The following is a 20048-nucleotide window of genomic DNA, read 5'->3' as shown; positions in this document are numbered from 1 at the left end:
GCCCCGCCTATGCGGGGCATGACGGCTGCGAGTGTCGTTTGGCTACGGCAAGGCCGTGCCGATCAATCCTCGCTGTCGTCCCGGACAAGCGCGCGGAACGCGCGCGCAGATCCGGGATCCATAACCCCAGGGAGTTGTTCGAGGCACGATCGTCAATCATTTTCGCCCAGCACGTCCGCCGCGGCGTATGGGTCCCGGGTCGGCGTCCGCCAATGCTGCGCATTGTCGGGACTTGCCCGGGACGACACCGAATGTGAGGCGCGCATCGGGGTCATGCGGCGCAAGTCCAGGTTGGCTTTCTCCTTATTGCACCCCGCTTCGCGCACCCCTGACCAGTCGACCCGGCCGCGCGCCCGTCGCCTCGCCGTGGCGGCGCGTCACCACGCCCGACACGATCGTCGCCTCATAGCCGTCGACATCCTGCATCAGGCGGCGACCGCCGACCGGCAGGTCGTAATGCACCTTGGGCGGATGCAGGTGCAGCCGGTCGTAGTCGATGACGTTGATATCCGCCCTGTAGCCTGGCGCGAGCAGGCCGCGATCGTCGAGGCCGACCGAGAGCGCGGTCTTGCGCGACTGCGCGGCGACGACGAAGGGAATCGACAGTCTGTCGCCGCGCTTGCGGTCGCGGGTCCAGTGCGTCAGCAGATAGGTCGGGAAGCTGGCATCGCAGATGATGCCGCAATGCGCGCCGCCGTCGCTGAGGCCGGGCACGCTGCGCGGGTCGCGCAGCATCTCGTAGGTGGCATCGAGATTGCCGTCGGAATAGTTGAGGAACGGCACGTAGAGCATGCCGCGCCCGCCATCTGTGAGCATCGCGTCATAGGCCAGTTCCTCGGGACGACAGCCGCGCGCGCGGGCCTGGGCGCCGAGTGACCGCTCCGGCGGCTGCTCATAGTCCGGCGGATCGCCGAGCAGATACATCTTGTCGTAGTTCGGCTTGAAGAACAGCGGGTCGTCGGTCGCGCTGGCCTGCTCGCCCAGGATGGCCGCGCGCAGCTCCGGATCGCGCATCCGCGCGACGCGCTCATCCAGCGGCAGATGCGCGATCGCCTGGTAGCTCGGATGCGTCTGCAGCGGGTTGCGCGACAACTCCAGCCCAAGCAGCAGCCCGACCGGGCGCGCCGCGATCTGCGCCGTCACCGACAGGCCGCGCGCGGCGGCGGCGTTGATCTCGGCCAGCGTCTGCCGCCAGCGCTGCGGCGCGCGGTCGTTCTGGGTCACCGAGAACGAGATCGGGCATTTCGTCGCGTCGGCGATGCGCAGCATCATCGGCAGGTCTTCGTGGATCGTGGAGATGTCGAGCACGAATTGCAGCACGCTGCGGCCGGCGCTGTGCATGGCCTGCGCGATCGTCGTCAGCTCGTCCTCGCCGGCCTTCAGGGTCGGCGTGTAGTCGCCGGTCGAGGTCCGATGATTGAGCGTGCGCGAGGTCGAGAAGCCGAGCGCGCCGGCCTTGACCGCATCGCGCGCCAGCGCCGCCATGGCGCGATTGTCCTCGGCGGTGGCAGGATCACGGCGCGCGCCGCGCTCGCCCATCACATAGACACGCAGCGCCGCATGCGGCAGCTGCGCGCCGATGTCGAGATCGAAGGCGCGCTTGCCGAGCCACTCCATGTAGTCCGGAAAGCTCTCCCATTCCCAGGGAATGCCGGCTTCGAGCACCGGCTCGGGAATGTCCTCGACGCCCTCCATCAGCTGGATCAGCCGCTGATGATCGGCTGGCCGGCACGGCGCGAAGCCGACACCGCAATTGCCCATGATCGCGGTGGTGACGCCGTTCTGCGACGACGGCGAGATGTCGTGGCTCCAGGTCACCTGGCCGTCGTAATGGGTGTGAACGTCGACGAAGCCTGGGGTCACAAGTTTGCCGCGTGCGTCGATCTCCTCGCGTCCGGCGCCGCCGACCTTGCCGACCTCGATGATGCGACCGTTCGAAATCGCGACATCGGCGTCGTAGAGATCGCCGCCGGAGCCATCGGCAACGGTTCCGCCGCGGATCACGAGATCTGGCTGCGTCATGGCGTGTCTTCCCCGGTCGTTGTTGTTATGGGCACATCATCGGCGGGAAGGCGATGATGTCAACATACGGGGAAGAGGCAGCAGCCTTGCGTCAGCGACCTGATTGTAGGGTGGGCAAAGCGACGCCATAGGCGGCGCGTGCCCACCACCGCGAGCGGGATGGTGGGCACGGCGCGCGATGCTGTCGTCAATCACGACGAGCGTGCCAGGCGCCTTTGCCCACCCTACAAGAAACCTACGCCTTCGCCTTCCTCGGCTCGGTGAAGAACGCGAGCACGATGGTCAGCAGCATGAACACGACGGAGGCGCCGAAAACCCAGCGCGGCGCGTTCATGTCCATGATCCAGCCGAACAGCAGCGGACTGACCACGCCGGCGAAGTTGAAGCCGGTGGAGACGATGCCGAAGGCGCGGCCGGCGGCACCCGGAGGGGCGGCGTTGCGCACCAGCATGTCGCGCGACGGCGCGATTACGCCGCTCATGAAGCCCGCGACCAGCATGATCGTCGTGAGCAGCACGGTCGGCAGGTTGATGAAAGTGATCATCAGCACCAGCACGGCGTTGATCGCATAGGCGACGGCCGCGACCAGATTGTGATGGCGGATGCGGTCGGCGAGCTGGCCGCCGGCGAGCACGCCGACGGCGCTGGCGCCGAGGAACGCGGTCAGTGCGATGTTGGCGGTCGAGAACGAGATGCCGTAGCCGTTCATGAGCGCGACAACGCCGAAGCTGGCGATGCCGGCGTTGGACAGGCTGAGCAGCATGAAGAACACGGTCAGCAGCGTCAGCATCGGCGTCAGCAGGCTAGGCTGTTTCACCTTGCTGCCGTCGGCGCCGGTGTGATGCGGATGCGGCGGCACCTCGGGCACGTTGCCGACGAGCAGCAGCAGCGCGGCGAGCGGTCCGACCAGGCCGGCCGCGATCAGCGCGCCGGAGCCGCCGACGGTGGTGACCAGCGCCGCCATCACGGCGGGCGCGACCGCGCCGCCGAGATAGCCGGCGAAGGTATGCACACCGAACGCGCGGCCCATGCGCTTCTCTTCCATGTGCGCGGCCAGCAGCGCGTAGTCGGAGGGATGGTAGACCGCGTTGGCGAGGCCGAGCAGCACCGCCGAGACGACAAGACTGGCGTAGCTCAGATAAACGCCGAGCATCGCCAGCGACAGGCCACCGAGCGTCAGGCCGATCAGCAGGATGCGGCGGGCACCGGCGCGGTCGACCAGATAGCCGACGGGCGCCTGGGTCAGGGCCGAGACGACCGCGAACACGGTGAGCGGAAAGCCGAGCTCGATGTAGCCGACGCCGAGCTTCTCCTTCAGGTAGGGAAACAGCATCGGCAGCACCAGCATGTGCAGATGGCTGACCCAGTGCGCCAGCGAGATCAGCGCCAATGTGCGCAGCGGCGAGGCGGTTCGGACCGGAGCACCGGCATGTTGCGATGCGGCAAGAACGTCAGCCATGGTCGATCCGTTTGGCTCCCGGCGTCAGTGATGGTCCTGAAGGGCGCGTTGCCGGCAAATCACCAAGGGCTGCCGAATAATGGGCGCGCGACACAACGCCACACTATCGGATTACGGTTCATTGTCCACGAACGCGCGCGCATGGCACCTGCGCGCGCCGGCCGGCATTTTCGGTGCACGGCGACGATTCGGCCAGCCATTCTGGCGCAATGCATGCTCCACGCCGCTCAGGACAGCGATGCAAAGCCAGGATTGCCGTCGACGCCCGAGAGCGTGACCTTGTTAGTTCCGACCAGCACCAGCTGACCGTTGCGCAGGTGGCTCGCGACCACATCCCAAACCGGCTTGCCGTCCTGTGCGTTCATCGAGGCCCAGCCGGCGACCTTGTAGCTCTTGCGGGCCTCCAGCGGACGGCCATCGTCGAGCGTGAGATCGGAGATGCGGCGGCCGATCGGCTCGGCGGGCGCGCAACGGTAGGACAGCCCGCCCGTGCGCACCATGTCGCCGCCCTGCTGCAGATAGGGATCGGCGTTGAACAGGTTGTCGCAGACGTCCTCGAGCACGTCCTTGATCTCTGCGCCGGTCATTCGCTGCACATAAGTCTCGGGATAGGTGATCGCGGTCTGCGCCAGCACGTCCTCCAGCAGGATGGACTGGTTCGCGAGCAGCGTCGGACCCCAGCGGAATCCGGGCGACAGCGCGATCTCGGCATCGAGCTCGCGGCGCAGCGCCGCGCAGATCAGGTCGTCGGTCGCGCCTTCGAAATTGCCGCGCCGGTACAGCAGCCGGTCCGACGTCGCGAGCTTCTCGCTCCAGGCCGCGACCTGCGGCTGCTGGGTCTGGTCGATCAGCGCCTGCATCGCAGGATCCGGCTTCAATAGCTCCGAGTAGATGGGCAGCAGCCGGTAGCGCGCGTCGGCGACGCGCCCCTTGCCGACGTCGAGATCGAGCACGGCGAGGAATTTGCCGTTGGAGCCGGCACTGGTGACGAGCGTCGCGCCCTTGGCATTGCTGACCGCGACCGGTTGCGGAACCGCGTCATGGGTATGGCCGCCGAGGATGACGTCGATGCCGGTGACGCGGCTCGCGAGCTTGAGGTCGACATCCATGCCGTTATGCGACAGCAGGATCACGGCATCGACCTTGTCGGCGCCGCGCAGGCCATCGACCAGCTTCTGCAGCTCCTCCTCGCGGATGCCGAACGTCCAGTCCGGCGTGAAGCGGCGCGGATGCGCGATCGGCACGTAGGGGAAGGCCTGGCCGATCACGGCAATGCGGGCGCCGCCGATCTCCTTGATGGTGGCCGGCTTGAATACGCGGCCGGAGCCGTGATCGAACGCCTTGGCGTCGTTGAACGCGGCCTCCTCGGTCAGGAACACGTTCTGCGCCAGGAACTCGCCCTTGAAGCGGGCGAGGTTGGCGCGCAGCGCCTCCTCGCCATAGGTGAACTCCCAGTGCCCGGTCATGGCGTCGATGCCGAGCAGGTTGGCGGCGCTCACCATGTCGGCGCCCCGCATCGCATTGGCAAGTCCGGTGCCCTGCCAGAGATCGCCGCCATCGAGCAGCACCGAGCGATGGTCTCCGGCATCGGCGCGCAGCTTGTCGACCAGGGTTTTCAGATGCGCGAAGCCGCCCATCCGGCCGAAGCGCCCGGCGTACTTCTCGAACTCGAACGAGGTGAACGCGTAAGCCTCGGCGCTGTCGGGCCGGATGCCGTAGCGGTCGAGGAAGGCGCGCTCGACCAGATGCGGCGGCCGTCCCCACATCTCGCCAATGCCGAGATTGACGCTGGGCTCGCGGAACAACAGCGGTCGAAGCTGCGCATGCGTGTCCGTGATGTGCAGGATGCGGGCGTTGCCGAACTTCTCGATGTCGTAGAGGCTGACGGTGTCGGCGGCGCGGGCGTTGCGCAGCAGCGCCGGCGCGGCGAGCGCGGCGGCAACTGATGCTTGCAGAAAGTCCCGGCGCCGAATCATGGCTCGCGTCCTAGATCACGATGCGATTCCATGGAATCGCGTCGTGAGCTATCCCTTTGCTTGAACATGATCTCCGCACAAACGCCTTCGGCGTTTGTGCGAGGGAAAGCCGGTTTCCACTTTTCCGGATCATGCTCTACCTGATCTCCATGTCCTTCCAGCGCTGCTTCTCGCTGGTGGCCTGGACGATCGATGCCTTGGCGAGCGCCTCGGCCTCCTGCGCCGATTTCAGCGCAGAATCGAAATTGCCGGAATCGGCTGCCTTCTTCGCGGCATTGAGTGCGGCCTGGGTCACGGTCCATTGGTTGCGCAGACGTCCGGCTTCCTTGTTGGCGCTCTCGGCCGCCGCGACAGCCGCGAGATAGTCGGCCTCCGACGCGGCCCGCGCGGAGCCGGCGCCGACCGCTGATACCATCATGGCGAACACGATCTTTTTCATGACGCTTGCTGTCTTGACATTTGTCATGGCCGCGCTCCCGGTCCTGAAACCGGTAGGCCGTTCGACACGTAGGACAGATAGTATTCGAGGTTGCGGTATTCGTCCGATTGCGGCTCCAGCGGCACGGCGCGCGTCTGGCTGTTGCAGGTGACGAAGCGCCGGCTGATCGTGCCCATGCCGCTCCATTCCGAGCGGTAGATCGGCATCGCGTTGAGGATGCCGAGCGCCGGCGCCAGGATCTCTGCGCGGATCCGCTCGCCCGGGCTCTGCACATGGCAGCTCGCGCAGGAGAAGTTCAGCTGGCCGCGGCGGGTGTAGAAATATTCCTTGCCCTTCTCGAACGCCTCGAGCGCACGCGGATCGTCGGGGATCTTGATGTCGAAGCGCTTGCCGCGCGACGTGTACGCCATGTAGGCGGTCAGCGATGCCATCTCGTCCCTGACGTAGGAGTAGGGCTGCTCGCCATTGGCCTCGCGGCAGCGATTCAGCGCCAGCTCGAGGGTGATGACCTTGCCTTCCTTGTCGTCGAAATAGGGATAATTCTGGCGGATGCCGATGCCGCCGTTCGGGAAGCAGTCGGCATAGGTCTTGCCGTTCTTGAACGGCTTGGCGAACATCTCCTTGCCGGCATCGAGCGCGAACTCGTAAGGCGGAAACTGCTCCTTCTCCTCCCACTGCTTGCGCATGTCGGCGTTCATTGAATACGGCCCGTTGACGAAATCGTCGAACGCCACCTTCGGAAACTTCTTGATGAAGTAATCCTGGAACGCCTTGGCGTCGGCAGCCGGGTTCGGCTTGTCCGCGGCCGCAGCGCCGGAGGCGCCGAGAGCGAGCGCGGCCGCGACAGTCAGCGCGAGGCGCAGCGCCCTCATTGGATCGTCGCCGTCAGGCTGTCGGTCGCGCCCTTGCTGTCGACCCAGCTCACCTTGAGCTCGTCGCCCTTGGCCGCGCCCTTGAAGGCGAACTTGACATAGGGGTCCTTCGACACCGCGGTGCCCCAATCGGCCAGGAACACCGTCTTGTCCTTGTGCACGAAGGTGAGCTGCTGGATGTAGTGCGCCGGGATCAACTCGCCCTTGGCGTCCTTGACCAGGCCCGTATCCATCGGGTGCTGGATCAGGGTCTGGACCTCGGCGATGTCGCCGTTCAGGACGGCGCGGACGCGGATGCTCGATGCCATGATGATCTCCTGACCTTAGCCGCCGCAGCCGCCGACGGTGACCTTGACCTCCTTGGTCGCGCTGTAGAGCTTGCCGCCGGATTCGACGAGCGCGATCACGTTGGAGGTCTTGGCCATCTTGAGCCGGTTCGCCACGGCGGGCACGGTGCCCTCGGGGATGTGGTACGACGCCGCCAGCGCGAATGGATTTTCGCTGACGATGAAGGCGATCGAGGTCACGTTCGGCAGCGACGTCGTCACCGCGATCGGCACCACGCCGCCGTTCTCGGCGATCTCCGGTGCGTCCAGCTTGATCTTGTCGGAGGCCTCGTGGTCGCGGCCGTACAGCGTCTTGACCGCGTCAGACGCATTCTTCTGCTTGAAGGCATCTTCCGGATATTTGTTGTCGTTGGTCGCGGCGAAGGCGGGCGCGGCGTGCAGCACGGCGTTGCCGAGGCCGATCAGCGCGACGAGGCCGGCGCCCTTCAGGAACAGGCGGCGGTGGGCCAACGGGCCGAACGAGGCAGTCATGGCGGTCTCCAAACGGAATCAGAGGGTCTGCAGGAAGTCGACGATGGCGCTGATTTCCTGCTCGGTCAGGATGCGGTTGCGGCCGAACGGCGGCATCACCGTCAGCGGATTGCGCCTGGTCTCGTCGTTGAGAATCGCGATCAGCTCGGCGCGGTCGTATCTTGCCTTGAGGTTCTCCAGCTTCGGGCCGATCGAGCCCGGCAGGTCGCCGCCCTTGATCTCGTGGCAGGTCAGGCAGTTGCCCTTGCCGCGGTCGAAGGCGAGCTTCTGGCCGTCGAGGGCACCGGACTGGGCGTGAGCGGCCATGGACATGGCGAGCGAGAGCCCCATCGCCAGGGCGGTACGCAGGACAGGTGTGATCAAGCTGGAGTTCCGACGTCTCGGTGATCTCGGCAATATAGGCGCTGCAAAGCATAAAGACCATCGGCTGACAATGCAGCTATGGTGGCCGCGGCAACGCGGTTAACGAGGCCGTTCATGGGGCGGCCGGGAGAATGGGCATGGCGGAATATGTCGTGGAGTTCGGCCGGGACGGCCGGCCGGTGGAACCGGACGGACGACTGGACGCGGCTGCCTTCCACCGCAATCACCAGCCGATCTGGGCGGTGCTGGGACGGCTGCTTGCGGGCAAGACCGGCGACGTGCTGGAGGCCGGCAGCGGCACCGGCCAGCATGTCGTGCATTTCGCCTCCCAGCGGCCGGATCTGACGTGGTGGCCGAGCGATCTCAACGCCAACCACCTCGCCAGCATCGCGGCGTGGCGCAGGCATGCCGGGCTGTCGAACATCCGTGATGCCCAGCGCATCGACTTGTCAGATCCCGGCTGGCCTGCGGCGTTCCGCGCCGCGGGCGGGCCTTCGCAGCTCACCGCGATCTTTTGTGCCAATGTGATTCACATCGCGCCGTGGTCGGTGGCGGAGGGATTGTTCGCCGGCGCCGGGCAGGCGCTGTCAGCGGACGGCGTGCTCGTGCTCTACGGCCCGTTCAAGCGCGCCGGCAAGCACACTGCGGTCAGCAATGCCGTGTTCGATACCTCCCTGCGCGAGCACAATCCGGACTGGGGGGTGCGCGACATCACCGACCTCGAAGCGCTTGCCGCGCGCCACGGGCTCGCCTTGCGCGAGACGATAGAGATGCCGGCCAACAACATGATCTTGGTGTTCGCGCGAGGTGCGTGACGCGTTCTCCGTCATTGCGAGCGGAGCGGCGGAGCGAAGCAATCCAGCCTTCCGTCGCGGCCCTGATTGCGTCGTCGTCTTCGGCTCCTCGCAATGACGACGGAGGGAGCCGCTCACTCCATCTCCAGCCCGACATGTCGCGCCAGAAACCGCGTGCCCAAGGTGATGAAGCCGGCGCGCTCGCGGTTGTCGGTGCCGTAGCCATGGCCGCCGGCGGCGGGTTCGTAGAACCAGGCATCGTAGCCCATGGCCTGCAGCTTGGCGGTCATCTTGCGCGCGTGGCCCGGATGGACGCGGTCGTCGCGCCGCGTGGTCGCGATCAGGATCGGCGGATAGGGCTGGCCGGGCATTGCGGTGTGATAGGCCGAGTAGGTCGACAACCAGCTCCAATCCTCGTCGCTGTCGGGATCGCCATATTCGGCGATCCAGCTCGCGCCGGCGAGCAGCTTGCTGTAGCGGCGCATGTCGATCAGCGGGATGGTGCAGAACAATGCGCCAAAGCGCTCGGGGTAGCGCACCAGCATGTTGGTGATCAGGATGCCGCCATTGGAGCCGCCTTGCGCCGCGATGCGCTTCGGCACCGTGACGCCGCGGCGGACGAGATCGGCCGCAACGGCGGCGAAATCATCATGCGCGAGCCGCTTGCCGGCATAACGGCCGGCGTCGTGCCAGGCGGTGCCGAACTCGCCGCCGCCGCGGATGTTGGCCTCGACCAGGGTGCCGCCACGCTCGAGCCACAGCTTGCCCAGCGCCGCATTGTAGGCCGGACGGAGCGTGTGACCGAAGCCGCCATAGGCGCTCATGTGCACCGGCGCGTCGCCTGTCAGCTCGGCCGGCCCGGTCTGGGTGTAGGGAATACGCTCGCCATCCACCGAGATCGCCTCGTGTCGCGTGACGACGTGCCCCTCGGCGCTGAAGGTGCGAGGCGCCTGCTTCAGCACGATCGGCGCGGCCAAGCCCTCGATCAGTAGCAGCGACGGCGGCGTCAGCGGATCCTGGATGTTGGCGAGCAGGTCGCCATTGCTTTCCGCCTCGTCGGTGTCGAGCCGCCAGACGTCGACCGTCGCGATCTCCGGCAGGCCGGGGAGCCGCTCGCAGCTCCACGCTTCCGGTGACGGCGTCCACACCTCGAACCTTGCCCTGAGCTCGTCGAGGATCGACAGCACCAGCCGGTCGCCGGCCCAGGACAGGCCCTGCAGCGCGCGTCGCTGCGCCGGCTCGAACACCCGGGTGAAATCGCGGCGCCCGGCAAGGAATGCCGACAGCCGGAGGCCGAGCACCACATCTGCGGGATGGGTGACCTCGCCGACGGTCCAGGGCTGGCGCAGCTTGACCGCCATCCAATCGCCATGCGCTGACATCCAGCAGTCGGTCGGCAGGTCGAGCTTGGTCCGCGCGCCGCTGCCGTCGCCGAGCCATAGATGCTGGTTGAAGAAGTCGATGCCCTCGGCGAACCACACCCGCGCCGGCGCGACGCTGCGATCGACACCGACATGCACCCATGTCGACTGGCTGCCTTCGGCGGCGAAGATCACCTCCGCCTGCTCGACCGGCTGGCCGCGCCGCCAGCGCCGCACCGTCCGTGCGTAGCCCGACGGCGTCGCCATGCCCGGGCCGAACGCGCTCGCCAGCAGTAGCGTGTCGGCATCGAGCCAGGCGGCGCTGCCCTTGGCTTCCGAGAGCGTGAAGCCGTCCGTGACGAAGCGCTTCGTCGCGAGGTCGAACTCGCGCAGCACCACGGCGTCGCTGCCGCCGCGCGACAGGCTCAGCATGGCGCGCTCATGCGCCGGCGGCAGGCTCGAGACGCCGTTCAGCGCCCAGTCCTCGCCTTCGTCGGCAGCGAGTCGGTCGATGTCGAGCAGGTCATCCCATTGCGGTTGCGCCTCGCGGAACTCCGCCATCGTCGTGCGCCGCCACACGCCGCGCGGATGCGCCGCGTCCTTCCATTGATTGTACAGCAGCCCGCCGCGGCGGCTCACGAATGGGATGTTGTCCGGCCGGTCCAGGATGGCGGCCAGCGCGTCGCGGTCGCGTTCGAAGGCCGCATCGCCGAACGCGGCGAGCGTGCGCTGGTTCTGCGCCGCGACGAACGCGAGCGCGCGCTCGCCGTCGATCTCCTCGAGCCACAGATACGGATCGTCATCGGGCGCCGCGATGGTCGGACGATCGTCGATTGACATGGCTCAAGCTCCGCGGGCGCCGTTGACGCGAGAATACCATTTGATTAGCCGGGCCGGCCGGGAGTGTCGAATCACGCTCCGTGGCGCGTTCGCCGCCCGCATGGCTTGTCTCCGTTCGCGCCCGTTGCCTCGGGCGCGCGCTTCCCGCAATAGTGCGGCCAAACCAGCAAAGCAGGAGCGTGCGCGCCACGCCTCCGGATACCTGAGATGATCGATCTGACCGTGAGCGAAGACACCTCCGATGATGCCCGCGCTCGCCGTAACGTGGCGCGGCTCGCGGCCGCCCAGGCGCTGACTGGCGCCAACTCGGCCGTGATCTTCGCCACCGGCGCGATCGTCGGCGTCACCATCGCGCCGAGCATCGGGCTCGCGACCGTGCCGATCTCGATGTATGTCGTCGGCCTCGCCGCCGGCACCCTGCCGACCGGCGCGATTTCGCGCCGCTATGGCCGCCGGGCGGCCTTCCTGATCGGCACCGGTTGCGGCGCCGTCACCGGCGTGCTCGGCTGCCTCGCCATTCTCCGCGGCTCGTTCGCACTGTTCTGCCTGGCGACGTTCCTCGGCGGTTTTTACGGCGCGGTCGCGCAATCCTATCGCTTCGCGGCGGCCGATGGCGCCAGCGCGACGTTCCGGCCCAAGGCGGTGTCGTGGGTGATGGCGGGCGGCATCTTCGCCGGTCTGCTCGGTCCGCAGCTCGTGCAGTGGACCATGGACGTCTGGCAGCCCTATCTGTTCGCGTTCAGCTATCTGGTCCAGGCGGCGGTCGCGCTGGTCGCGATGGGGATCGTCGCCGGCGTCGATCTGCCGAAGCCTGAAGCTGCCGATCTCCATGGCGGCCGGCCGCTGTCCGAGATCGTGCGCCAGCCGCGCTTCATCGCAGCCGCCCTGTGCGGCACCATCGCCTATCCGGTGATGAACCTGGTGATGACTTCGGCGCCGCTGGCGATGCAGATGTGCGGGCTCACGGTGTCGGATTCCAATTTCGGCCTGCAATGGCACATCGTCGCGATGTACGGCCCGAGCTTCTTCACGGGATCGCTGATCGCGCGCTTTGGTGCGCCCGTCATCGTCGCGGTCGGCCTCGCGCTGGAAGCGGGCGCAGCGGTGATCGGTCTGTCCGGCCTCACCGCGATGCATTTCTGGGCCACGCTGGTGGCGCTCGGGGTGGGGTGGAATTTCGGCTTCGTCGGCGCCTCCGCGCTGGTGCTGGAGACGCATACGCAAGCCGAGCGCAACAAGGTGCAGGCGTTCAACGATTTCCTGATCTTCGGCCTGATGGCGCTGGGCTCGTTCTCGTCGGGCCAACTGCTCGCGAATTTCGGCTGGTCGGCGGTGAACCTCGTGGTGTTCCCACCGGTGCTGCTGGGCTTGTGCGTGCTGGCACTGGTGTGGTCGTCGAAGCGCCGTGATGCGCGGCTCGCGGCAGTGGACGCGGCGGAGCGGGGGTAGAGGCGGTGCGAGCTCGCACGGCGTACACAGTATGCTCCCCTCCCCGCAAGGGGGAGGGGAGTTCACCGTGGTCGCGGCAAAATGGCGACTCCAATGAGCGAGGATGTGTACTCAGTCGCTCTCCTACAAGGAGAGGCGCACTTATCAGCACCGCTCTTCAGCACATTCAGGCCTCACCTCAACTCCGACACCTCGCCCTCCGGTAGGTTGAAGTCGAACGCGTTCAGCGTCATCGAGACCATCGTGTAGTAGCCGCACAGGCCGATGATCTCGACCAGGCCGCGCTCGCCGAGCAGCGCGATCGCGTCCTTGTACAGCGCATCGGTCAGCCCGTGGCCCTCATGCAATGACTTGGCAACGTCGTAGATCATCTTCGCCTTGAGATCGGAAAACGCCGGCGTGCGGCGGTCGCGAATGGCGTCGATGATCTTTATGTCGAGGCCACCCGCCAGCGCCAGGCGCTTGTGCGCGTACCATTCGTAATGCGCGGTCCAGTGCCGCGCCGTCACCAGGATCGCGATCTCCGACAATGCTGCGGGAAACACCGTGTCGTAGCGCAGGAAGGCGCCGAGCCGTGTCGCATGCCGCGCCATTTCCGGGCTGTTGAGCCAGGCCATCATCGGCGGCGGCGGCGAGCCGCGCTTGCTGGCGATCGACTCGTCATAGGTCTGGCGCTGGTCGGCGCTCATTTCGCCGGGCGAAAGAAGTTTCAGGCGCATGTCGGTGTCCTCATATTTCGGGCGGCGGCATCATGACCATAGAACGCCATGCAAGGCGAGGGCGTACCGCCCTTGCGGCGACATCGATGTTGAAATCCAGGAAGCGCTGAGGTTAGGTCGTTGCCAACGACAGCAATCATGGAAACGCGCGAGGACCAGACATGGCCGATCTCGACACATTCCGCCGCGAAACGCGCTCCTGGCTGGAGGCCAATTGTCCGCCAGAGATGCGCCGCCCGATGACCTCCGAGGAGGACACGTTCTGGGGCGGCCGCAACGCAAAATTCTCCTCCGAGCCGCAGCGCGTCTGGTTCGAGCGCATGCGCGATAAGGGCTGGACGGTACCGCACTGGCCGAAGGAATATGGCGGCGGCGGTCTCGATGGCGAGGAGGCCAAGATCGTGCGCCAGGAGATGGCGGCGATCGGCGCGCGCGCCCCGATCACCTCGTTCGGCATCTCGATGCTCGGGCCGGCGCTGCTGAAATACGGCACCGACGCGCAGAAGCGTGAGCATCTGCCGAAAATCACCGCCGGCCTCATCCGCTGGTGCCAGGGCTATTCCGAGCCGAATGCCGGCTCCGATCTCGCCTCCTTGCAGACGCGCGCTGAAAGCGACGGCGACGACTACATCATCAACGGCCAGAAGATCTGGACGTCCTACGCCAACTACGCCGACTGGATCTTCTGCCTGGTGCGCACCGATCCCGCGGCGAAGAAGCATGACGGCATCAGCTTCATCCTGTTCGACATGACGTCGAAGGGCGTCTCGACCAAGCCGATCCTCCTGATCTCCGGCCGCTCGCCATTCTGCGAGACCTTCTTCGACAATGTCCGCGTGCCCAAGGCCAATGTCGTGGGTCAGGTCAATCGCGGCTGGGACGTCGCCAAATATCTGCTGCAGCATGAGCGTGCGATGATCTCCGGCATGGGCGAGCGCGGCGGCAGCCGGCCGCTCGGCCAGGTCGCGGCGGACTCCGTCGGCAGCGACGGGCAGGGCCGGCTCGACGATGCGCTGCTGCGCGCCGAGATCGCGACCTTCGACGTCGACGAGGCTGCGCTCGCGGCCGCCGCCGAGCGCATGGTCGATCTCGCCAAGGCGGGGCAGGGCCATCCGGCGTTCTCGTCGGCGATGAAGTACTACGGCACCGAGCTCAACAAGCGCCGGCACGAGCTGCTGATGTCGGCTGGCGGCATCGACGCGCTGGAATGGGAAAGCGAGCGCTCCAGCGAGGGCGCCCGCCCGCGCGCCTGGCTGCGCACCAAGGCCAACTCGATCGAAGGCGGCACGTCCGAAGTCATGCTCGGCATCATCGCCAAGCGCATCCTCGATCTGCCGGGGGCGTGAACTATTTCCCCTCATCCTGAGGAGCGCGCCTCTCGGCGCGCGTCTCGAAGGATGAGGCCCCGACGTTGGCCTCATGGTTCGAGACGGCGCTTGCGCGCCTCCTCACCATGAGGGTTGAGAGCGAACCGGTCAGACGCAGTTTTCAAGGGATTCGTGTCATGCCTCTCCTCCTCACCGAAGAACAATCGATGCTCCGCGACAGCGCGCGCGGCCTGATCTCAGATCACGCGCCGGTGTCTCACCTGCGCAAGCTGCGCGACACGCGCGACGAGACTGGCTTCTCGCGCGAGCTGTGGGCCACCTTCGCCGAGATGGGCTTCGCCGGCCTGCTGGTGCCGGAGGAGCATGGCGGCTCCGCCCTCGGTGCGGTCGAGGCCGGTGTCGTGATGGAGGAGATCGGCCGCACCTTGATGCCGTCGCCGTTTCTCGCCACTGCCGTGCTGTCAGCCTCGGCGCTGGCCCGCGCCGGCTCGGCGGCGCAGAAGTCGGAGTATCTGCCGAAGATCGCCAGCGGCGCGCTGCTCGCCGCGCTGGCGCTCGACGAAGGCGCCAAGCATCGTCCTCTGCGCACCGCCCTGCAGGCCGTGCGCTCAGGCAATGGCTTCGAACTGAACGGCGCCAAGGCGATGGTGGTCGACGGCCACGTCGCTGATCTCCTGCTTGTCGTCGCGCGCAGCGCGGGCGCGCCGGGCGAGCGCGAGGGCCTGACCTTGTTCCTGGTCGATCCCAAGGCCAAGGGCGTTGCCATCGAGCGCACCATCATGGTCGACGCGCACAACGCGGCGCGCATCGGCTTCGATGATGTCGAGGTCACCGCGGATCATGTGCTCGGCGAGGTCGATGGTGGCGCGGCCGTGCTGAGCGGCGTGCTCGATCTCGGCCGCGGCGCGGTCGCGTCCGAGATGGTGGGTCTCAGCGAGGAGGTGTTCGGACGCGCCGTCGCGTATCTCAAGGAGCGCAAGCAGTTCGGCAAGGCGATCGGCGAATTCCAGGCGCTGCAGCACCGTGCCGCGCAGCTCTACATCGAGATCGAGATCACCCGCGCCGCGGTGCTCAAAGCGCTGCAGGCGCTTGATGCCGATCCGGCTGGCGCAACAGCCGCAGTTGCGGTCGCCAAGGCCCGCGCCGGCGCCACCGCGACGCGCGCGGTGCAGGAGGGCGTGCAGATGCATGGCGGCATGGGCATGACCGACCAGTTCGACATCGGCTTCTTCATGAAGCGCGCGCGGGTGTGCGAGGAGCTGCTGGGCGATGCCAACTACCACGCGGCGCAGCTGGCGCAGCTCAGGGGGTATTGAAGGCAGCTCAGCGATCAGGGCACGTTACGCACCACAGACCCGACGTCTTCGTCCGCGAAGGCGGACGATCCAGTATGCCGAGACAGCAGAAGTTCATCGAGAGGCCGCAGCGTAACGGGTCCCCTGGAGAGGATATTTCAAACGATCGATGTACGGCTCACGAGGCACAATCTGCGACCCTGTCGGTGATTTCTGCTTGACAGCCGCGCGGTGCGGGGGCATTCGGGCCGTATGACCTCGGAGTTCCGAGCTCATTTCAAACCGACCGAAACGAGAGATGGACAGCTACCCTAGTCGCTGTCCGATTGAGCCGAAGCGGCTCTGTCGGACACCAAACAAGTCAACTGGGACTGCTCCCGGCGTTGCCCGCCGGGCGAGCACGCGCTGGGCTTAGCGTCCTGTCTGCTCGCCTTCCGGGCCCGTCGGGCTGGTCCGGAGGTGAGCCATGAGCATCAACAACATCGTCTTTCTTCGCGGCAATGTTGCCGCGCCCGCACTCCGCGAGGGGCGGGCGAACATCATCACACAGGATCGCCAGGCTGAACTTCGCCGCGACGCTCGGTCGCCGCGGGCGACAAGTCGCGTTGTGCCGATCATGGTTTGGCGCACGAACCCGGTGAGCAATCGTCTGGAATGTCGCTGGGTGCTCGAACGCGGCGCCGCAGCCGACGAGGGTGTCAGTTGCAGCGGCTCCTTGCGTCAGGCCGCTTAGCCCGCCTCCTTCCCAATATTTCGATCCCGAAACCTGCCGCAGCGCCAAGCCGCATGCGACGGGGACGTCTTGCTGCGTCCGCGAGTCAGGATCCGGACCGTCGCTCCGACCTACGAGTGATCTGCCATGAATATCGAACCAAAGCGTGCCCTGAATGGCCGAGAATCGCGCCGGAATTCGCCCAGCCTCCTGGCCGAGCTGGCTGAGTGGGCGCCCGAGGACGCGCTCAAGCGGCTGGACACCACACGCAGCGGCCTCCGCGAAGACCAGGTCCGGGAGCGACAGGAGCAGTACGGCCTCAACGTAGTTACGCATGAGAAGCCGCCGACCTGGTATCGGCAGCTCTTTCACGCGTTCCTGACCCCATTCAATGGCGTGCTGTTCACGGTCAGCATCGTATCGCTGTTTTCCGACGTGATCTTTGCTGCGCCGGAAGATCGCTCGTTCAGAACGATCATCGTCCTGATCTCCATGGTTCTGCTCAGCACGCTTTTGCGCTTCTGGCAGGAATTCCGATCGAACAAGGCCGCGGAAGAGCTCAAGGCGATGGTGAGCTCCACGACGGCAGTGCTGCGTGCCGGCATGTCGCGCCCGCAGGAGGTGCCGATTTCCGAATTGGTTCCCGGTGATATCGTCTACCTGTCAGCAGGCGACATGGTGCCGGCGGATGTACGGCTGCTGACCGCGAAGGACCTGTTCGTCAGCCAGGCGATGCTAACTGGAGAATCTCTTCCGCTGGAGAAATATTCTGTTCCGCCAGCCACCAAACCCGTCAGCCCGGCACGTGGCGCAATGGAGCTGGAAACCGCCTGCTTCATGGGCACGAACGTCGTCAGTGGCACGGCTACGGCGGTTGCCGCGGCAACGGGCGATGCGACCTACTTCGGGGCGATGGCACGGGACATCGTCGGCGGGCGCCCGCTCACCAGCTTCGATATTGGCATCAACCGGGTCTCATGGATGCTGATCCGCTTTCTGCTGGTGATGACCCCGCTGGTGTTTCTTATCAACGGGCTCGGCAAGGGCGCGTGGTTGGAATCACTGCTGTTTGCGGTCTCCGTTGCAGTCGGCTTGACCCCGGAAATGCTCCCGATGATCGTGACCGCCAACCTCGCCAAGGGCGCTGTCATGATGGCGCAGCGCAAGAGCATCGTGAAGAAGCTCAACGCCATCCAGAACTTCGGCGCGATGGACATTCTGTGCACGGACAAGACGGGCACGCTGACGCAAAACAAAGTGATCCTCGAGCGGCACCTCGACATTCACGGCAACGAGGACAGCCAGGTGCTGGAGCTCGCCTGGTTGAACAGCTTCCATCAGACCGGACTGAAGAACCTGCTCGACGTGGCCGTCCTCGAATATGCCGAGCAAGACGAACTGGTCGGCAAGCTCGAGCACTATCGGAAGGTCGACGAAATTCCGTTCGATTTCGTGCGTCGCCGCATGTCGGTTATCGTTCGCAACGGGAACAAGAATCTTCTGGTGTGCAAGGGCGCGATCGAGGAGGTGCTCGCGCTGTGCACCTCCGCTGACGACAACGCGGCTGCGCCTGGCGGACAGGTGCCGTTCTCCAGCGAGATGCGGCGAAAAGTGCGCGCCATCACCAGGGATTTGAACGAAGACGGCTTGCGCGCCTTGGCGGTGGCCTACAAAGCGTTGCCGCCCGAAGATCGTGCTTACACCGTCTCTGACGAGCAGGACTTGGTCCTTGCGGGCTACGTGGCGTTTCTCGATCCTCCCAAGGAGACGGCGCGCGAAGCGATCGCCGCGCTCAGGGAGCACGGTGTCGATACCAAGATCATTACCGGCGACAACGAGGTGGTGACACGCAAGATCTGCAAGGAGGTCGGCCTTGCTGTTGACCAGGCCATGACGGGCAAGGACGTGGCCGCACTGTCCGACGCCGAGCTCGCCGATACCGCGGAGCGAACCACTATCTTCACCAAGATGTCTCCCATGGAGAAGTCGCGCGTCATTCGCGCTCTTCAGAGCAAGGGCCACACCGTCGGTTACCTCGGCGACGGCATCAACGACGCCGCGGCCCTGAAGGATGCGGACGTCGGAATTTCGGTCGATACCGCCGTCGACATAGCAAAGGAATCGGCGGACATCATCTTGCTCGAAAAGAGTCTCCTCGTCCTTGAGGAGGCCGTGATCGAGGGACGCAAGACGTTCGCCAACATCATCAAGTACATCAAGATGACGGCAAGCTCGAACTTCGGTAACGTGTTCAGCGTGCTGGTTGCGAGCATCTTCCTGCCGTTCCTGCCGATGCTGCCGATTCAGCTATTGATCCAGAATCTGCTCTACGACATCTCGCAGGTCTCGATTCCGTGGGACGACGTAGACGAGGACTATCTCAAGCAGCCTCGGAAGTGGGACGCCAGCGGCATTGCGCGCTTCATGATGTTCATCGGTCCTATCAGCTCTATCTTCGATATCGTGACCTTCATCGTCATGTGGCATGTGTTCGGAGCCGATTCCGTCGAGAAGCAATCTCTGTTTCAATCCGGCTGGTTCGTGGTTGGTCTGCTGACGCAGACGCTGATCGTGCACATGATCCGGACCCAACACATCCCTTTCATCCAGAGCCGGGCCGCCACGCCGGTGATCCTGCTCACCGCCAGCATCATGGCGATCGGCATCTACCTGCCGTTCTCGCCGCTCGGTGCGCACGTCGGCATGGTACCGTTGCCGGAGGCATATTTCCCGATCCTGATCGCAATCCTGCTGAGCTACTGCCTGCTCACGCAAGTGATCAAGCGCCTCTACATCCGCCGCTTTGGTCAATGGCTCTGAGGAACATGCGCACCGGCGACGCCTGGGAGCGCATTGGAGATCACATCAGGCGTTACGCCGCGAGCGTAGCGGTCCGCATGGCTCGCGGCATACTGCTTGGTTCTCGGCAATTGCATCGCGCCGGGCTGATCAACCTAGCCACTGCCAAGCGCGCCTATGCTCTAAGCGGCGTGGTATGGCGGCTCGGCTGGCGTGTGATCAGGAACTGAACTGATGAGTTGGCTGATGCGCAAACAGGATTTACGGCCCTTGTTTGCCCTGTGATCCAGGGTCGCATCACCCCGAACGGATTGGTCATGCGCGTTACGATCGGTGCGCCCGGATGGATTTTCAGGGGTGGTCACGAACTCGTGAGCCTGCGCATCTGCGCGGTATATGGAGGCCGCGATCCGGATGAATCCGCTGAACTAATTGCGTGATCTGCGCCGGCGAGCTGCCCGTCGTGCCAATTTGTCGCAACCCGACGGGCGTTGTGTCGTCGGGCAAATCACCGGCACAGTCGCTGCCGTCTTGGCCCACAAGAGGGACGCTTCGCGGTCGTCACGAGTGTCGGGCTGATGATGCGATGGCCGCATCGGATCGCAGCGTGAGCTGATCGCGCCGACGAACGATTGCGATGCGGACGGGAAGACGTGTGGTCCTGGCGCCCCGATGCTGGCGCCAAGTCGGCGGGTGATGATGATCCTGCCGGCGACGGTGGCTAACTGTGGTCTTCCAGGAGGTTGTCCATCCGGTCTGAACCGAGGAAGCTGAGGTTGCGAAGCTTCAGTGTTCCAAGGAG

The 20048-nt window shown here is 65.6% G+C and carries 16 protein-coding genes; 6 read left to right on the top strand and 10 right to left on the bottom strand.

Going from position 1 to position 20048, the window contains the following annotated elements; genetic code table 11:
- Positions 1–303: 303 nt before the first annotated feature.
- The 8 genes from QX126_RS12835 to soxX form a co-directional block, all read right to left on the bottom strand.
- The gene (locus tag QX126_RS12835) at positions 304–2022 is read right to left on the bottom strand and encodes an N-acyl-D-amino-acid deacylase family protein (protein ID WP_315781300.1); all 1719 of its coding nucleotides are present in this window, start codon (positions 2020–2022) and stop codon (positions 304–306) included.
- Between the two features lie 235 nt (positions 2023–2257).
- Positions 2258–3481 (bottom strand): MFS transporter, encoded by a 1224-nt coding sequence (locus QX126_RS12830; protein WP_315781297.1) that lies wholly within the window; start codon positions 3479–3481, stop codon positions 2258–2260.
- A 227-nt stretch (positions 3482–3708) separates the two neighbouring features.
- The gene (soxB, locus tag QX126_RS12825; RefSeq protein WP_315778234.1) at positions 3709–5457 is read right to left on the bottom strand and encodes a thiosulfohydrolase SoxB; all 1749 of its coding nucleotides are present in this window, start codon (positions 5455–5457) and stop codon (positions 3709–3711) included.
- Positions 5458–5593: 136 nt separating this feature from the next.
- Positions 5594–5896: a hypothetical protein gene (locus QX126_RS12820; protein ID WP_315740631.1), complete on the bottom strand. Its 303-nt coding sequence runs from the start codon at positions 5894–5896 to the stop codon at positions 5594–5596.
- A 23-nt stretch (positions 5897–5919) separates the two neighbouring features.
- Complete coding sequence (gene soxA / locus QX126_RS12815) at positions 5920–6768, bottom strand: sulfur oxidation c-type cytochrome SoxA (protein WP_315781294.1); 849 nt, start codon at positions 6766–6768, stop codon at positions 5920–5922.
- Entirely contained in the window at positions 6765–7076 is a 312-nt protein-coding gene (soxZ, locus tag QX126_RS12810; protein ID WP_315740567.1) for a thiosulfate oxidation carrier complex protein SoxZ, read from the bottom strand. Before soxZ ends, soxA begins: the two co-directional genes overlap by 4 nt.
- A gap of 15 nt (positions 7077–7091) precedes the next feature.
- Positions 7092–7586 (bottom strand): thiosulfate oxidation carrier protein SoxY, encoded by a 495-nt coding sequence (gene soxY, locus QX126_RS12805; RefSeq protein WP_315781291.1) that lies wholly within the window; start codon positions 7584–7586, stop codon positions 7092–7094.
- A gap of 18 nt (positions 7587–7604) precedes the next feature.
- A complete protein-coding gene (gene soxX / locus QX126_RS12800; RefSeq protein ID WP_315781743.1) occupies positions 7605–7898 on the bottom strand; it encodes a sulfur oxidation c-type cytochrome SoxX in 294 nt (97 codons plus the stop codon).
- A 188-nt stretch (positions 7899–8086) separates the two neighbouring features.
- Here soxX and QX126_RS12795 point away from each other — a divergent pair, with 188 nt between their 5' ends.
- Positions 8087–8764, top strand: a complete 678-nt coding sequence (locus QX126_RS12795) for a DUF938 domain-containing protein (RefSeq protein ID WP_315781289.1) — start codon at positions 8087–8089, stop codon at positions 8762–8764.
- A gap of 113 nt (positions 8765–8877) precedes the next feature.
- On the opposite strand, the gene QX126_RS12790 is transcribed toward QX126_RS12795, so the two are convergent.
- Positions 8878–10944, bottom strand: a complete 2067-nt coding sequence (locus tag QX126_RS12790) for a prolyl oligopeptidase family serine peptidase (RefSeq protein WP_315781287.1) — start codon at positions 10942–10944, stop codon at positions 8878–8880.
- Positions 10945–11151: 207 nt separating this feature from the next.
- Between QX126_RS12790 and QX126_RS12785 the strand changes: the two genes are divergently transcribed.
- Complete coding sequence (locus QX126_RS12785; protein WP_315781286.1) at positions 11152–12393, top strand: MFS transporter; 1242 nt, start codon at positions 11152–11154, stop codon at positions 12391–12393.
- A gap of 173 nt (positions 12394–12566) precedes the next feature.
- Here the strand turns inward: QX126_RS12785 and QX126_RS12780 are convergent, their stop codons facing one another.
- Positions 12567–13112 (bottom strand): carboxymuconolactone decarboxylase family protein, encoded by a 546-nt coding sequence (locus tag QX126_RS12780; RefSeq protein ID WP_315781284.1) that lies wholly within the window; start codon positions 13110–13112, stop codon positions 12567–12569.
- Positions 13113–13273: 161 nt separating this feature from the next.
- Between QX126_RS12780 and QX126_RS12775 the strand changes: the two genes are divergently transcribed.
- The 4 genes from QX126_RS12775 to mgtA all read left to right on the top strand — a co-directional run bounded on the left by QX126_RS12775 (position 13274) and on the right by mgtA (position 19267).
- Complete coding sequence (locus QX126_RS12775; protein ID WP_315781282.1) at positions 13274–14458, top strand: acyl-CoA dehydrogenase family protein; 1185 nt, start codon at positions 13274–13276, stop codon at positions 14456–14458.
- Positions 14459–14616: 158 nt separating this feature from the next.
- Positions 14617–15756, top strand: a complete 1140-nt coding sequence (locus tag QX126_RS12770) for an acyl-CoA dehydrogenase family protein (protein ID WP_315781280.1) — start codon at positions 14617–14619, stop codon at positions 15754–15756.
- A gap of 445 nt (positions 15757–16201) precedes the next feature.
- Entirely contained in the window at positions 16202–16468 is a 267-nt protein-coding gene (locus QX126_RS12765; RefSeq protein ID WP_315781278.1) for a hypothetical protein, read from the top strand.
- Positions 16469–16594: 126 nt separating this feature from the next.
- Positions 16595–19267, top strand: coding sequence for a magnesium-translocating P-type ATPase (gene mgtA, locus QX126_RS12760; RefSeq protein ID WP_315781277.1), 2673 nt, complete (start codon positions 16595–16597; stop codon positions 19265–19267).
- Positions 19268–20048: the final 781 nt, after the last annotated feature.

Origin of the sequence: Bradyrhizobium sp. SZCCHNPS1003 (assembly GCF_032381555.1) — a bacterium.
Taxonomy (GTDB): domain Bacteria; phylum Pseudomonadota; class Alphaproteobacteria; order Rhizobiales; family Xanthobacteraceae; genus Bradyrhizobium.
This window is presented reverse-complemented; position numbering and strand designations above follow the sequence as displayed.

Bases quoted from the DNA above. Each gene is read 5' to 3' on its own strand.
- QX126_RS12820 (WP_315740631.1), bottom strand. From the start codon at position 5,896: ATGAAAAAGATCGTGTTCGCCATGATGGTATCAGCGGTCGGCGCCGGC.
- QX126_RS12790 (WP_315781287.1), bottom strand. From the start codon at position 10,944: ATGTCAATCGACGATCGTCCGACCATCGCGGCGCCCGATGACGATCCG.
- QX126_RS12785 (WP_315781286.1), top strand. From the start codon at position 11,152: ATGATCGATCTGACCGTGAGCGAAGACACCTCCGATGATGCCCGCGCT.
- QX126_RS12765 (WP_315781278.1), top strand. From the start codon at position 16,202: ATGAGCATCAACAACATCGTCTTTCTTCGCGGCAATGTTGCCGCGCCC.
- QX126_RS12770 (WP_315781280.1), top strand. From the start codon at position 14,617: ATGCCTCTCCTCCTCACCGAAGAACAATCGATGCTCCGCGACAGCGCG.
- soxZ (WP_315740567.1), bottom strand. From the start codon at position 7,076: ATGGCATCGAGCATCCGCGTCCGCGCCGTCCTGAACGGCGACATCGCC.
- soxY (WP_315781291.1), bottom strand. From the start codon at position 7,586: ATGACTGCCTCGTTCGGCCCGTTGGCCCACCGCCGCCTGTTCCTGAAG.
- soxX (WP_315781743.1), bottom strand. From the start codon at position 7,898: ATGTCCATGGCCGCTCACGCCCAGTCCGGTGCCCTCGACGGCCAGAAG.
- soxB (WP_315778234.1), bottom strand. From the start codon at position 5,457: ATGATTCGGCGCCGGGACTTTCTGCAAGCATCAGTTGCCGCCGCGCTC.
- QX126_RS12780 (WP_315781284.1), bottom strand. From the start codon at position 13,112: ATGCGCCTGAAACTTCTTTCGCCCGGCGAAATGAGCGCCGACCAGCGC.
- QX126_RS12775 (WP_315781282.1), top strand. From the start codon at position 13,274: ATGGCCGATCTCGACACATTCCGCCGCGAAACGCGCTCCTGGCTGGAG.
- QX126_RS12795 (WP_315781289.1), top strand. From the start codon at position 8,087: ATGGCGGAATATGTCGTGGAGTTCGGCCGGGACGGCCGGCCGGTGGAA.
- QX126_RS12835 (WP_315781300.1), bottom strand. From the start codon at position 2,022: ATGACGCAGCCAGATCTCGTGATCCGCGGCGGAACCGTTGCCGATGGC.
- QX126_RS12830 (WP_315781297.1), bottom strand. From the start codon at position 3,481: ATGGCTGACGTTCTTGCCGCATCGCAACATGCCGGTGCTCCGGTCCGA.
- soxA (WP_315781294.1), bottom strand. From the start codon at position 6,768: ATGAGGGCGCTGCGCCTCGCGCTGACTGTCGCGGCCGCGCTCGCTCTC.
- mgtA (WP_315781277.1), top strand. From the start codon at position 16,595: ATGAATATCGAACCAAAGCGTGCCCTGAATGGCCGAGAATCGCGCCGG.